Annotated in this window: 11 protein-coding genes and 1 riboswitch; of the genes, 5 read left to right on the top strand and 6 right to left on the bottom strand. The window is 55.8% G+C overall.

The window, feature by feature from the left end; translation table 11 throughout:
• Positions 1–110: 110 nt before the first annotated feature.
• From GN112_RS14125 to GN112_RS14100, 6 genes are all read right to left on the bottom strand, one after another.
• Positions 111–254: an energy-coupling factor ABC transporter permease gene (locus GN112_RS14125; RefSeq protein WP_155310809.1), complete on the bottom strand. Its 144-nt coding sequence runs from the start codon at positions 252–254 to the stop codon at positions 111–113.
• Positions 255–312: 58 nt separating this feature from the next.
• Positions 313–1,104 (bottom strand): acyl-CoA dehydratase activase, encoded by a 792-nt coding sequence (locus tag GN112_RS14120; protein WP_155310808.1) that lies wholly within the window; start codon positions 1,102–1,104, stop codon positions 313–315.
• 14 nt (positions 1,105–1,118) lie between these two features.
• Positions 1,119–2,435 carry a 2-hydroxyacyl-CoA dehydratase family protein gene (locus tag GN112_RS14115; RefSeq protein ID WP_155310807.1) on the bottom strand — a complete coding sequence of 439 codons (1,317 nt, stop codon included), beginning with the start codon at positions 2,433–2,435 and terminating at the stop codon, positions 1,119–1,121.
• Between the two features lie 88 nt (positions 2,436–2,523).
• Positions 2,524–4,272, bottom strand: a complete 1,749-nt coding sequence (locus tag GN112_RS14110; protein WP_155310806.1) for a TonB-dependent receptor — start codon at positions 4,270–4,272, stop codon at positions 2,524–2,526.
• Entirely contained in the window at positions 4,269–5,237 is a 969-nt protein-coding gene (locus GN112_RS14105; RefSeq protein ID WP_155310805.1) for a 4Fe-4S binding protein, read from the bottom strand. Before GN112_RS14105 ends, GN112_RS14110 begins: the two co-directional genes overlap by 4 nt.
• Positions 5,234–6,271 (bottom strand): carboxypeptidase-like regulatory domain-containing protein, encoded by a 1,038-nt coding sequence (locus GN112_RS14100; protein WP_155310804.1) that lies wholly within the window; start codon positions 6,269–6,271, stop codon positions 5,234–5,236. Before GN112_RS14100 ends, GN112_RS14105 begins: the two co-directional genes overlap by 4 nt.
• Before the next feature lie 113 nt (positions 6,272–6,384).
• A riboswitch (cobalamin riboswitch) is annotated at positions 6,385–6,592 on the bottom strand.
• A gap of 251 nt (positions 6,593–6,843) precedes the next feature.
• On the opposite strand from GN112_RS14100, the gene GN112_RS14095 reads away from it, so the two are divergent.
• The 5 genes from GN112_RS14095 (at position 6,844) to GN112_RS14075 (ending at position 13,743) form a co-directional block, all read left to right on the top strand.
• The gene (locus GN112_RS14095; RefSeq protein ID WP_155310803.1) at positions 6,844–8,016 is read left to right on the top strand and encodes a radical SAM/SPASM domain-containing protein; all 1,173 of its coding nucleotides are present in this window, start codon (positions 6,844–6,846) and stop codon (positions 8,014–8,016) included.
• Between the two features lie 33 nt (positions 8,017–8,049).
• The gene (locus GN112_RS14090) at positions 8,050–8,604 is read left to right on the top strand and encodes a DUF2889 domain-containing protein (RefSeq protein ID WP_155310802.1); all 555 of its coding nucleotides are present in this window, start codon (positions 8,050–8,052) and stop codon (positions 8,602–8,604) included.
• Positions 8,605–8,865: 261 nt separating this feature from the next.
• A complete protein-coding gene (locus tag GN112_RS14085; RefSeq protein ID WP_155310801.1) occupies positions 8,866–9,771 on the top strand; it encodes a helix-turn-helix transcriptional regulator in 906 nt (301 codons plus the stop codon).
• Positions 9,772–9,886: 115 nt separating this feature from the next.
• Positions 9,887–10,084, top strand: a complete 198-nt coding sequence (locus GN112_RS14080; protein ID WP_155310800.1) for a hypothetical protein — start codon at positions 9,887–9,889, stop codon at positions 10,082–10,084.
• Positions 10,085–10,977: 893 nt separating this feature from the next.
• Entirely contained in the window at positions 10,978–13,743 is a 2,766-nt protein-coding gene (locus tag GN112_RS14075; RefSeq protein ID WP_162458936.1) for a hybrid sensor histidine kinase/response regulator, read from the top strand.

Genomic DNA, 13,743 nt, shown 5'->3' with positions numbered 1-13,743 from the left:
GGGTGATCTGGGCCGCCAGGAGCAGACCTTCCCGGGTGCATGCCAAAGGCCCCAGAAAAAACGCGATGGTTCCCTATAAGGTAATGGGCAGCACCAGAAAAAGCACGATGTTAAACCGGTTTGACTTTTTTGAAAAATCCAACACAAAATGCAGTGATAATGCCCTCGATGATCATCACGGGAAGATGGGCGGTCACCACCAGGACGGCGACTTCAAAAAAGCTCTCTCCTAACGATGACAACTGAACGGCCATACTCGCCGAGCTCTCCGCCTTTCGCGATCCCTTGGTAAAGCCGGACCTGGCATCCGCGTCAGTCTTCAGTCATTCCAATCAATGCCGCGCCCAAGGCGCCGTTGAGCTGGGGGTATTCCGGCACATGGATGTCCATCAAAAGGGCCTCGTCGAGAGCACTGGCGATACCGGCGTTGCGTCCACCACCGCCAGTAAGAAGAATCCCTGGTTGTGCGCCTGCCTTGCGGGCCATGGCCGCGATGCGTTTGGCCAGGGAGTGATGGATGCCGGCGACGATATCCTCGCGTTTCTTTTTACGGGCCACCAGGGAAACCACCTCCGACTCGGCAAACACCACGCAGGTGCTGTTGATGCTAAGTGGCATGTTCGATTGAAGGGAGAGGGGGCCCAGTTCACTGATGTCCAGCTCCAGCACCCGGGCCAGGGATTCGAGAAAACGGCCGGTTCCGGCCGCACACTTGTCATTCATGGCGAAATTGAGGATTTCATTGTCGCCGTCCAGGACGATGACCTTGCTGTCCTGCCCGCCGATGTCGATCACCGTGCGGATACCGATGCTATTAGGGGCGGACCAGGCCGCGCCGCGGGCATGGGCCTTGATTTCCGTTACCGTGTCCCTGGCCATGCTGATGATGCGCCGGCTGTAGCCGGTGGCGATGATATTTTGGATGTGATCCGCAGGAATGCCGTTGGCCTCGGCCATGGCCGCGATCATCTTTTGCGATGTTCCGTCGGCGTCAATGCCGGTCGGTCGCTGGTCAAAGGCCACCAGGGCCTGGTTTTCGTCCATTAATGCGGCTTTGACATAGGTGGAACCGGCGTCAATGCCGGCGAAGTAGGTTTGGCTCATTTTATTTTCCTCATCTACGAGACCGCCTGTTTCGTGCGGCTGCGTTTGGATTTGAGCATTTCGATAAATGCCTCGATGCGTGTCCTAAGCTGTTCCACGTCTTCAGGGTTGTAGTCGGTTTCGACACGCAACAACGGGATCTGATTGTTCCGTAGCGCGTTTTCGACTCGGTTGACTTCGAAATCATAGACAACGCACCCCTTGAGTACATGGTACAACACCCCGTCCACGGCAAAGTCGGTTATCATGCGCTGGATCAGGGTCAGCCGATCGTCGTTGGGGGTGAAGGATGGGCAAACGCACGGGGCCAGGTAGCGGGAGGCCACGCCGAGCATCTGGTCGTTGAGATTTTTTTCCGTGCTGCCCACCGGGTCATACAGGTAGCGGTCGCCGGCACAGGACTCGTCGGCCACGACCACACCGCCCATCTCCTCCACCAGGGTGGGGATTTTGAGATTGGGAAAGAGCGAGGGGCTGCCGGCAATATAGATGCGCGGTCGCCCGCTGTCCGCCATTGGCTGATCGTTTTCGGCCATGGCTGCCAACCGGTTGTTCAGCCGTGTAACGGCTTCGGTCCACCGGTTGACATGCGCGTAGGCAAAGGCGTTGACCACGGCGGTGGCCTGTCGGCCCCAGATAAGCGGCTTTTCGGCGGATCTTAACGAGAGCAGACGCCGCATTTCCGCTTGGGCACGGGCCGTGTCCTGGATGGCGGCGGCCATGCGCCGCGCATTGATCCGCTTGCCCCGGGTTCCGTTGCGTTTGACGGTTTCAAGTTTTGCCTTCAGGGCGTACATCTGCTCCATCCAGATGCGCCGCGAGAAGTCGGCATCTTTGATGTGGGGAGTCTCGATCATCCAGACTTCCTTGAATGCCGAGAGTTCTTCGCCCAGTTTGCGCTTGGCATCGCAGGTCGTGGGAATGGCCACTATGTCGCACAGGTCGAAAACCTTGAGCCCCTTTTGCATGGACAGGCCCATGGATGATTTCACCAGGGGGCAACCGTCCCTGGGCACCCGGTCCTCGCCGATCTGGGAGGACTCGAAGCATCCCGCGCACAACCGTACCGGAATCGCGCCGGCGGCATAGATCAGCTCCTCGGGAACCACCATGCAGTAAACGCCCACAAACAGGTCTTTGTCCGGCCGCGCATCCAGCATCGGCGCAGGATCGTTGCGTACATAAGCCGCTTCCAGCACATCGTAGAAAAAGTTCAATTCCTCCGGTGTGCCGGGGATCGAGCGCAACCGTTCCAGTTCGACGGCGGCGCTGCGGGCGACACCTTTCAGCAGACGTCGGGTCCGTTTGGCCACCATATCACTGATTTTCATTTTGCTCACCTTGGGCAAAAGGGTTATTGGAAAGGGACCGTTTATGATTGGTTCGATGGGCCCGCTTTCTTAGCCGAATCAATCGCAACTACAATTTGAAGCTCAAGCCAACACCATAAGTCCGGTCAATGGCCGGATAGCCTGTCGCATTCAGATAGGATTCGTCGAACAGGTTCTTGTCATCGCCCTTGTGCTTGAAATCCTGCCAGGCATAGGTCAGATAAAAAGATAGCGGATCAATAATGTGACCGTTCAGCTCCACATCCACGCCGTTGCGGTGGACCTTGTCCACGTTGGTGGCGCTGACAAAATAGTCTTTGATTTCATAAAAAGAGTAATCGATCTTGATGGCAACATCGTGCCACAATCGGCGGCTGAGGATCAGGTCATAGCCCATGCCATGTTCGGGCTCCAGATCTTTACCGACCCTGCTTCGGCCGCGATAAATGAACTGAGCATCCGGGGCATGCCAGATTTTGCTTACGCCAGCCGACAGGGAGGTGTCGTGCAGCCAGGCGGCCAATACGCCCAAATCCCAGGTTACAAAAGACTTGGGGATCAATTCGGCAAAATGACGTTCATAAATTTGGTCGTTACCGCTCATCCAGACGTTCAAATCTTCATAGCGCACCCCCAGTTTGAGATTCAGCCAGGGCCGGATGCGCCACTGGTGCTGCAAAAAGCTGCCCTGCTTGTCAATGCGCTTGGTCTTCTCATCTTCAATGAGATCATCGTGCATCAGTGCGTAATCAAAGCCCAACGTCGTCGTGTGATTGGCCGTCCAACCCACCGTGTCGGTGATCTTACCGCCCTGCTGCCACCAGTGTGTGTCATAATGAACAAGTTTGGTGCCGCTGGTATAGTACCGATCCCGGTTGGCTTTGCCGTAAAAGGCACCCAGGTTGATACGGCCGATGGGCAGCGCTTGCTGGTAATTGAGACGGTAGTTGTAGGAAAGGCTATCCCAGGTTGGATTCTGGCCCGGGTCAAGGGAGGTACCGCTGGTTACGGGATAGTCGGGATCGTAGTCACTGCCGTCTTTAGCAGGATTGTTGACCGGCCGTTCGCGGTCCGCATCCGAGTAAGAAGCACCAAGGGTGATAAAGCCGTCCTGCGGCAGCACGAGGCCTAAACGGCCGTAGACGGTGTCCATGTCGCTGGCACTGTTGCGCAGGTAGCCGTCCGTGCGGTATTTACGGTAAGCTAGGTCGTAGCTGACCTTTGAGACCGCGCCTTGTGCCGACAGGGTGCTGTTCATCGTGTTGTACGTGCGGTAGCCGCCTTTGACAATGAGATCCGGCTTAAGGCTTTCCGTAGTTTGTGGCGCCTTGCTGACAAAATTGATGGCACCGCCAATGGCCTTGGCGTCAACCATGGCCGAATGCGGCCCAGGGATAATCTCGACCCGGTCAATCAAAAATGGCGGTAGCGTGGCGTAGTCGACGAGATTGCTGCCGCCGTTGCCGCCGGTACGCTGAATGGTCACCCCATCCAACGCCGTCACGAAGCGATAGCTCTCAAAGCCGCGTAAATAAATGCTGTCAACCCCGGGGTCGAGATCGTTTTCGCCTCTAAAATCGACCACCGCCTGGGTTTTCAACACATCCATTACATTGTCGGTGTCTCCGATGACCGAGAATTCGTCAAGTTCGATGGTTGTCTTGCCAGGCTGCATTGAAATGCCGGGGTTGATGTCGCTGCCATGGACCACCATTTCTTCGAGTTGTTGTACCGTGGTTTGCCCATCCTCCGCCAGACAGGTAAAGACACTCACCGCATTGAGCATTACCGCCGATATTACCAGTTTGAGCAGAATACACCATTTCCCATGTCTCATTTGTTTCCCATACCTCCTTCAGATTCAGTGGGTGTCAAATTAACGCCGCGTTTGATAAAAAATTTGCCGGGTGAGGACCGGTAAATAGTCTTGCCCAGGTAGGTGGCTTTCAGCGCGCCTTCCTCGGGGCAGTTTTCGACGCATTTCAGGCACAGCATGCACTCGGCCGTGGTGACATCCGTTTTCCCCTGGGAGCGAAAAACTTCCGTGATTTCCGAGGGACAGACGTTGTAGCAGATTTCGCAGCGGGTGCAGGCGGCGTCATTTTTCTTGAGTTTGATGAAACTGATTTTGCGGTACCACCCCAGAATCAGGCCCAGGGGGCAAAAGCCGCACCAGAAGCGGCGCTTGATCAGTGCCCCGAGCAGGGCGACCATCGAAAAAGTCAACCCCAAGATGGACATTACCACATGGGTGCCATTCTCATAATTGACCGATATCCGGTCGGGGTTGCCCACGCATAAGGGCAGGATGTACTTGCCAGGGCAAAGCTGGCAGAAGGGTATTTGCAGCCCCAGGGCCACGGCCGGGCACATCACCGGAAAGGCGACCCATATGGGCAGGAGAACGGCAACCGCGAGAAAGGCCCACTTGATCCACGCCAGACCGCCGCGCAGCTTCTCCGAAAAGCGGACATACCCCAAGCCCACGGCTTGCCTCAGACGGTCGAGCAGGTCCTGAACAAAACCCAGCGGGCAAAGCCAACCGCACCATGCCCGGCCGAGGAGAATCACCAGAAGCGAGAAGAAAATAAACTGCTTGAGTAGAATGAACATACTTTCCCAGGTGAACATGCCCAGCGTCCGTTGCAGGGTCAGCATGAAGCAGGTGCCGGCCCGGGCGCGCACCCAGCAGCAGGAGAAAGTCGGCAGGAAATAACCAAAGTACAACCCACCATAGGCGCCGAAAAGCAGGATGACAAAGGCGGCGGTCAGGATGGTCCATCGCAGGGTGGATATCTTCATGGCAGATCCCTTTGAATTCTGTGATTTTCGAAGACGATCAGCGCCTGACGGTCCCGGCGCCGGCGTCGGCGGGTCAGGCCGGCCACCATCAGTAGGGTGACACCGGTGCCGATGATGGACCAGAAGGCGAACCCCATGGCCTTGGAGCGCCATTCGGGTTGGTTCCTATAGACAACCGTGGGCAGGGTGGCGACATAGTAAGTGTGCGTTTGGCGATCGAGATGAGTGGCCGTGTAAAGGTAGTTTTGCCATTCACGCCGGGAAAAACGGTCATCGGTGGGCATGATTGCGAATTTGCCGGCCTTGTCGGTGATGAAGGTCTTTTCCCATTGGCTGCCTTCGGTGGTTACCGTGACGGCTGCTCCAGGCAGGGGGCGACCCTGGTATTTGACCATCATTTCATACGTCTCGTGGGGAATCTGCATGCCGCCTCCGAATTTTGATTTGGCCGTGTTGATGGCCGGGCCGATTTCGAGGGGCATCTTCCCGCCATCATCGAAAAAGACCACTGAGGCGTGTCCCATCCGTCCGCCATGTCTACGATGAACGACCAGATGCTTGGCGCACAGAAAGACGGACTCGCTGATGCCGTCGGCGTCCACATCGTGCTCTCCTAAGGGAATTCGGGCGCCGAGCAGATACCGCCCCATGAGCATGTTGTCTTCGGGAAGGCCTATGCTGTCTTTTTCTGCGGTCATGGCGGGGATCTGGGAGATATCCCCGTTGGGATCGCGTACCAGGATACTGGCCTGCACCAGGTACTGCCCATCGAGTTTTCGCATGTCGCCGATATTGCCTGAAGGGGGCAGGGCATTAAGCGTCAGAAACTTGGTCTTCTTGCCGGCATCCATGTTCTGCCGGCGAATGTTCCGAATTGTCCGCCAGCCGAAACGCTCCAGATCGAAGCGATGGATGTAGCGCTCCTCATCCAACAGTTTCCAGTAAGCGACGGGCACGGTGCTGTCGGCAAAGCTGATGTCAGGGGCACCCATAAAAACGGCCACGGCCAATACGATCGCGCTGAGTGTTTTCATATTCTCGTTCTCCCAAAAAAAAATCCCCGCGCCTGTTAAAGCGCGGGGATACCGTTTTTTATCCCGAACCGAACAACTGTAGGGTAAGTAAAACACCATCCTCCACGTTGGGTTTTACCGATCGATCAAAGGCAGGTCTTCTGGTTTCACCCGGCTATTGGCCGCCTTCCCGCTCGAGAAAAATCGAACAGTGGCGTCTTGGCCAACAGCGTTGTTCCCAGCATGGGCTGAAAACATGGATGTTACAGCGGCGGGTCCACTCCCGATTTGCACGGGATTCCCTATTAAGTCCTGATGGACGCCCTTGATTATTTTTTTTGCATTGCGAATGCTATGAGGCAGCCAAGCGTTGATTGCCTGTCAAAAATTTAAAACACTACTTTGTATTCGAGACTTTTGGGAATTGTCAAGGGAATTGTCCGTGAAACGCTTGCCCAACGCGAGGCTATGGCGGATCGTTTCGTTACTGCCATAACCGACCTTGGCTGTGGCTTCCAATTTTTCAGGCACACTGGTGATAATGTTGATTACGCCAACGATAGCACAGCGCGTTTGAAAGTGAATGAGTGCTTATGCCGTTAGAAAAAAACACCGTGAAGAACCATCACGCCGGTGTTGACAACCTGCCTTTCTCCGGCTATGCATACCAGCCAACACCAATCAGTATACTTTCATTGTTTATCATGGCCATCCGTTATCTTATTCTTGCATTGACCCACCGCTGTAACCTGCGTTGTGCCTATTGCTACAACGGTGACGGAAATAGCGAAACGGACATGCCTGAAGCCGTGATGCGGCAGGCCATCGGCCAGGCGTCATCCCAGAAACCATTTCATCTTCAGCTTACCGGTGGCGAGCCTACCCTGGTTCCGTTGTCCATCGAAAAGGCTGCCATTCTGGCACGGAAGACCGGCCGATGCCGCAGCCTGGGAATTCAAACCAATGCCACGTGCCTTACGCCGGATTTGCTGACGCTGTTCAAAACATATAATTTTCAAATCGGGGTCAGCCTGGACGGCCCGCCTGCGATCCACCAGCAGCAGCGTGGGATGGCTGCCGAGACCTTGCGCGGGTTACAGCAGTTGGAAGGTGCCGGCATTCCTTTCCGGGTCACCACCGTGGTCACCCAGGCCAGCGCCGCAACCCTGGACCGTTTGGTGTTGACCCTGGCGGGGTTTGGTTGCGTCCGGGGTGTCGGCCTGGATCTCTTGGTCGGCAAAGGCCGCGCCGGTCAAGGCGGCGTCGCCATGCCCGCCGATCCGCAGGTGTTGGAAACCGGGATCCACAGCATGCTGGCGGCGTTGACTGCCGTCAACCAGCGTCGGCGAATTCCCATTCGGCTGCGGGAACAGGAACTGCTTCGGGCGCGGCGCAAAAGGCCTGTTTTTTGCCACGCGTGCGTCGGCGAAAGTATGGCCGTCGATCCCGGAGGGGACGTTTATCCCTGCGGGCAGACCATGGGGGACGCACGATTCGCCGCAGGTACCGTCTGGCAGCCGCAGTACCCGCGGCTTGCCGCCCTGCACGAAACAAAGCCCCGGCAGACGGCCTGTGCCGGTTGTGCGCTTGAAGCAATCTGTCCGGGGGATTGTCCCAGCCGGATCCACTATAACCGCCAAAACGAGCGGATGCTGGTCTGCCGGCTGTATCGAACCATTTGGCGATGGAATTGCGATAACGCCGCCCAAAAGCAGTATCCTGAAGGCGATAGCGAAACCCATTCGATCCTTTCCATGTCGCCCTGAAGGGGCGACAAAACAAACCGCACGGAGACGAGCATGATCGTATTCGATAAATCCCGACAGAAAGTTGTGCACAACCGCAGCATCGATACCGTTATTTACGAGGGGGCTTCCGGCGACACCATCATTGTTGAAGGTGCGCTGCAGGATCGTCGCTTCCTCGACTCTCACCACCCTTCCGGAGAAATTCGCCCGCCCTACACTGTTCACCACATGATTGTCCGATTGGAGCTCACGGTGCCGGAGATGGTCATCAAGGATGTCGAGGTGGAAATGCCCGAATTTCCCCACCCGGATTGCATCGACACCCTGCATACGCTTACCCCGCTTAAAGGGATGTGCATTGCCGGCGGATTTATGGCCCGGATCAGGAAACTGGTGCCGCGCAAAGGCGGATGTACCCACCTGCATGAGCTGCTGACGGCCATGGCACCGGCCGCCTTTCAAGGCGCCTGGAGTTACAGGATCAGCAACCCCATCGATTATGATACCTTCAAGATGATGTCGCGCGGGTTGAAAAACAATTGTTATGCCTGGCGCGAGGGGGGGGACCGGGCCCGGGAGTGGATCGATGACGAAGTCGAATCATAACTCGGTCCGACGGCTGCCGGCATTGGCCGGGTTATGCAAAAGCAGACCGGGTGCGTAGCAGAGCAATCGCATGTAACCCAACTATCGGGAACCATTGTCGCAGGCAAGGTCAGCTCCTGCAGCAAAAGCTGTAAATTGGCGCATTTACAGGAAACTGTAGGAGCGGTCCATGACCGCGAAAAAAGAAATCAAGATACATGCGATTGCCCTGGGGTGCGTAGTGGCCGGGAGGCAAAACGCGTTCTGATTCCAAGGAGGCGCATGGCGAGAAAAGCGATTCACGGACAACGTTCACCAGGAGTGACCACGGGAGAGAGTCGACTGGCCCGAATCATACTCGATTCCCTGTCCGCCCATGTGGCCATCCTTGATGAGAACGGATTCATCCTTGAGACGAATCGGGCCTGGAAAGCCTTTGCCGAGGAGAATCGCATCGGCATCCGGCCGGATACGCTGAACGTCAATTATCTGGAGATTTGTGACAGTGCCGGCGGAGACTCGGCCGAGGCGTCTTCGTCCGTTGCCCAGGGGATCCGGGATGTGATCGCCGGCCGCATGGAAGAGTTTGTTATGGATTATCCCTGCCATTCACCACGGGAACGGCGCTGGTTCTACATGCGTGTGACCCGGGCCGCCGGCCCCGGTCCCGTGAGGATTGTGGTCAGCCACGAAAACATTACGGCCCTGAAACTGGCTGAGGAACGCCTGCGCCGGAGCGAACAGGCCCTGTGGCAGGAGAAACAAAAACTGGAAGAGTCCAACACGGCCCTCAGGGTTCTCCTGCGCCAGCGGGAGGTGGATCAGCGGGAGATGGAGGACGATGTGCTCGACAATATGCGTCGCATGGTTCTGCCGGTGCTCGAACGGATGGCCCGTCTGCCCCTGCCGGCAAGGGCCCGTCCGCTGGTGGCAAGTCTGGAGGCACGCCTCGGGGATCTGACCCGGCCGTTTCTGCGTCGCCTGTCGGCGGCCCAGGCGGTATTGACACCCCAGGAGATCGAGGTCGCCGCCCTGATCCGGGAGGGCCGCAGCAGCAAGGAGATTGCCGATCAGCTCAACCTCAGTCTGGCCACGATCAATTTTCACCGGCGCAACCTGCGCCAGAAGTTAAACCTGCGCAACACCCGCACCAACCTGCAAAGCTTTCTTATGGGGCTCAGTGACTGATGGGTTTTGCCCGTCAGTGACCCGTCAATCCGCCAATATTGCCCTCTTTCCCCGGTTGGATTAGATTTGATCCATACTCACCGATCCTTAACCCAAACCCGAGGAGGACCCAGCCATGTTATGTTCCCTTGACACCACCATGAACGAAGCCACCTTAAAAAGCATCACCGACCTGGAAAAGGACCTGGGCAAGACCCTGCTTGCCTTCAAGTGCCACGACCTGAAACCGTCGACACTCAGCGAGGATCAGCTGCAGAAAGTCCAGGCGGTCGAGGCCAAGCTTGGCGTGTCCCTTGTGGCAGTGGACGGATGACGGCATTGCCATCCCGTGCAAGGCAATCGCATGTAACTCAGGTTTATCGAAATCGAAATCGGAATCGGAATCGAAATCGGGATCGACGATGCATATTGGAATCACTGGTTGACAAAAGGACAATAGACGGTTTCCGGTTTTCCAGTCTCCTATGGCGCCGACCACCATTGACCGCAAGTCGCTATACATCCAGTCTGCATGTCTACGTCCCATTTTTTTTCGATTTCGATAGCGATCCCGATTTCGATTTGGGTCATAGTAACGATCCGTACGCGATCGCCCTGTAGGGCACATCAGGGCTTGGTTATAGCTTCGTCCACCTGGATTTAGGAACGATTAAAACGGGCTGATCCCATATTACCTCTCGTTCCCACGCTCTGCGTGGGAACGTATAAGGCCAGCCATTCCCACGCAGAGCGTGGGAACGAGGGGGTAAGTGGACGAAGTTGGAACCAAGCCCGCACATCACATACCAAGGCTACATGCGATTGCTCTGCCATCCCGAACGATGCCCCTTGCCTCTTTCTGATCAACCTGCCTCCGGCCGTTTTTTCAACTCAAGTTTGTCCCGTAACCCACCGAAAGTGGTATTCATACCAACCGCATTCATCTTGATTCCTGTGCATGCGGTTGGTATCATAAAATGGCATGTGAGGGTCAATACCATTCCCACTGCGCTGCAATCCTTCTTTTCGCACGTTCTGGCATCCTCCGCTTCCTCCTGACGACCTCCGTGTTTGATCCCTATCCGGCGTTGGCGGTAACTCCCCATGTTGCAACATGGGGTTAACCTGTAACGGTTCACTGGCCCTGGGGCGGCTTTTCCCTTGCATTCCCCACCACGGTGAATCTTCCGCAACGCGGCAGTCCGTCATGTTATGGGAGTATTACAGATGACATCCATACGTCCATCATCACCGGCGAAAGAGCAATCCCAGGCCATTAAAAAGACGCTTCTCATTATTCTACCAATTTTTTTGCTGGTTCTGGGCTGTATCGCAACGGTCTACTGGTTTGAACTCCGCAACCATCAACGAGCCGTTCTGGAAAATGAAAAAGCCAGCGTACTTCTGGCCAAACAGATCACCCTGAGGGCCCTTGCACCGGTGATCGCGGACCTTCGATTTCTGGCAAGCGAGGTGGCGTCAAGCGGAGTGCTGGGCCCGGAAACAACGATGTTGGCAAAAATCCGGTCGGATATGGAAGCCCGGTTTATCAATTTTTCGTCTGCCCATAGCGACTATGATCAGATTCGCATCATCGACCGGGCGGGCATGGAGGTGGTGCGGATCAACCAAAATAACGGTGCCCCTATGGCCGTTGCCGATCGTGAGCGCCAGGCAAAAAAGCATCGCTACTATTTTGCCGAAACCATGAGACTGACCAAAGGCGGGATTTATGTCTCCCCACTGGATTTGAATATTGAGCACAACCAATTGGAAACACCGCGCAAACCGATGATTCGTTTTGCCACGCCGATTTACAGTCGCCAAGAAGTAAAGAGCGGTATGGTTATTATCAATTATACCGCTCAACATTTGCTGAACCAATTCTCTCCGGCGAGCAAGGGGAGCGATTCACAACTGATGCTGCTCAATGCCGACGGATACTGGCTCAAGGGTGCCACCCCGGAAGATGAATGGGGATTTATGTATCCCAATGGTCAGAACCTCACCCTGGGCAGGAGGTATCCTGAGTTGTGGGCGCGGATCAACACCGTGAAACACGGCCAGATGGTCACCGATCAGGGGATTTTCACCTTCGGTACCATTTACCCGTTGGAAGAGTGCCCTGGATGTGCGACGACACCAAAACCGAATCAATTATCCGACACGCGGGATTATTCCTGGATCATCGTTTCCCAGCACGCTTCCATCGGCTTTCGTCAGGGGCAGAATCGTTTTTTCATGAAGGCGGTGCTGGCATCTGTGGTTGCGTTTTTGGTTCTGGTTTTTCTCTCTTTTCGATTGACGGTTTCCGATTTCCATCGTCGCTCCTCGGAGGCCCGGTTGCGCCGGTCCAAAGCGACCCTGGCCCAGGCGGTTGTCGCCAAGACCAGTGAACTCCAGTCCAGCAATCGGGCCCTGCGGACCCAGATCGATGAACGCTTGAAGGTCGAAACGGCGTTGCGCGAAAGCGAAGAGAAATACCGTACGCTGATAGAGACCATGCGTGAGGGCATCTGCCTGATCAATGGCAATGGCCGCTTTGCTTTCGTCAACCGTCAGTTCTGTGCCATGCTGGGATATTCGCAGGAAGAGATCGTCGGTCATGAATACAGGGAGTTTCTTGACCCGGTGAACCTGAAAAAACTGAATCGAGAACGCGAAAAACGGATGGCCGGCGAAGCCGAACCCTATGACCTCAAGTGGATAAAGAAGAACGGGAAACCGGTTCTGACCTACATTTCACCAGCGGCCCTGTATGATACGGGCGGCGAATTTTCAGGCAGTTTTGCCGTGGTGACCGACATCACTGAACAAAAAACGTTGGATAAGGAGAAAGCCGGTCTGGAAATGCAGCTTCGACAGGCACAGAAAATGGAGGCGATCGGCGTGCTGGCCGGAGGCATTGCCCATGATTTCAACAATATTCTCATGCCCATCATAGGGTACGCGGAACTGATCCGGGAATTGTTGCCCGACGATCACGATGCATGGGGGTACATTCATCCGATTCTCGAAGCCAGCCGGCGCGCCAAGGAGCTGGTCGCCCAGATTCTTTCGTTCAGCCGGCAATCCAACGATGAACTGAAACCGACACCCATCGCACCGCTGGTGGCCGAACCGCTGAAACTGCTGAAGGCTTCCATTCCGTCCAATATTGAGATCGAACCGGACATCGACGCCAAGGATGCCATGATCATGGCCAATCCTGTTCAAATTCATCAGGTGGTCATGAACCTGTGTACCAATGCCTATCATGCCATGGAAAACACCGGCGGCAAGCTGTCGGTCTCGCTGAAGAAAGTTGAAAGTTCCCACTCCAGGGAGCGGGCATCCGACCGGCAACCGGATCGATTTGCCTGCCTGACCATATCCGATACCGGGCCCGGCATCAAACCGGAGTACCTGTCCCGAATTTTTGAACCCTATTTTACCACCAAGGAACAGAGCAAGGGGACGGGACTTGGCTTGTCCGTCGTCCATGGCATCGTCAACGCATGCAACGGGGAGATCCGGGTGGAAAGCCATCAGGGGAAGGGAACCACTTTTTATGTTTTTCTGCCGCTGCTCTCTTCCGAGGCGGCCGGTAAGTCCGACGATCAGCACAAGATTCTACCCGGTGGGGCGGAAAACATCCTTCTGGTAGATGACGAAGCGCCCATTGTGCAACTTGAAAAACGCGTGCTCGAGCGGCTGGGATACACGGTGACCACCCGCATGAGCAGTGTGGATGCCCTTGAGATATTCCGGATCGATCCGTATCGTTTCGATCTGGTGATCACCGATCTGACCATGCCCAACCTCACCGGTATAGACCTGGCCAAGGCGATGACCGACATCCGGCCGGATTTGCCGGTATTGATGCTGACCGGATTCAGCGAACAACTCAACCGGCGGATGGTGGAAAACGCCGGCATCCGCCGTGTCCTCATGAAACCGGTGCTTGCCAAGGACCTTGCCGCGGCCATCCGCAGTGTGTTTCCGGGAGAGTAG

It is taken from the genome of Desulfosarcina ovata subsp. ovata, assembly GCF_009689005.1.
Classification (GTDB): domain Bacteria; phylum Desulfobacterota; class Desulfobacteria; order Desulfobacterales; family Desulfosarcinaceae; genus Desulfosarcina; species Desulfosarcina ovata.
This window is presented reverse-complemented; position numbering and strand designations above follow the sequence as displayed.

Excerpts from the sequence above, each read along its gene's own strand:
- GN112_RS14125 (WP_155310809.1), bottom strand. The coding sequence starts at position 254 with ATGGCCGTTCAGTTGTCATCGTTAGGAGAGAGCTTTTTTGAAGTCGCC.
- GN112_RS14120 (WP_155310808.1), bottom strand. The coding sequence starts at position 1,104 with ATGAGCCAAACCTACTTCGCCGGCATTGACGCCGGTTCCACCTATGTC.
- GN112_RS14115 (WP_155310807.1), bottom strand. The coding sequence starts at position 2,435 with ATGAAAATCAGTGATATGGTGGCCAAACGGACCCGACGTCTGCTGAAA.
- GN112_RS14110 (WP_155310806.1), bottom strand. The coding sequence starts at position 4,272 with ATGAGACATGGGAAATGGTGTATTCTGCTCAAACTGGTAATATCGGCG.
- GN112_RS14105 (WP_155310805.1), bottom strand. The coding sequence starts at position 5,237 with ATGAAGATATCCACCCTGCGATGGACCATCCTGACCGCCGCCTTTGTC.
- GN112_RS14100 (WP_155310804.1), bottom strand. The coding sequence starts at position 6,271 with ATGAAAACACTCAGCGCGATCGTATTGGCCGTGGCCGTTTTTATGGGT.
- GN112_RS14095 (WP_155310803.1), top strand. The coding sequence starts at position 6,844 with ATGCCGTTAGAAAAAAACACCGTGAAGAACCATCACGCCGGTGTTGAC.
- GN112_RS14090 (WP_155310802.1), top strand. The coding sequence starts at position 8,050 with ATGATCGTATTCGATAAATCCCGACAGAAAGTTGTGCACAACCGCAGC.
- GN112_RS14085 (WP_155310801.1), top strand. The coding sequence starts at position 8,866 with ATGGCGAGAAAAGCGATTCACGGACAACGTTCACCAGGAGTGACCACG.
- GN112_RS14080 (WP_155310800.1), top strand. The coding sequence starts at position 9,887 with ATGTTATGTTCCCTTGACACCACCATGAACGAAGCCACCTTAAAAAGC.
- GN112_RS14075 (WP_162458936.1), top strand. The coding sequence starts at position 10,978 with ATGACATCCATACGTCCATCATCACCGGCGAAAGAGCAATCCCAGGCC.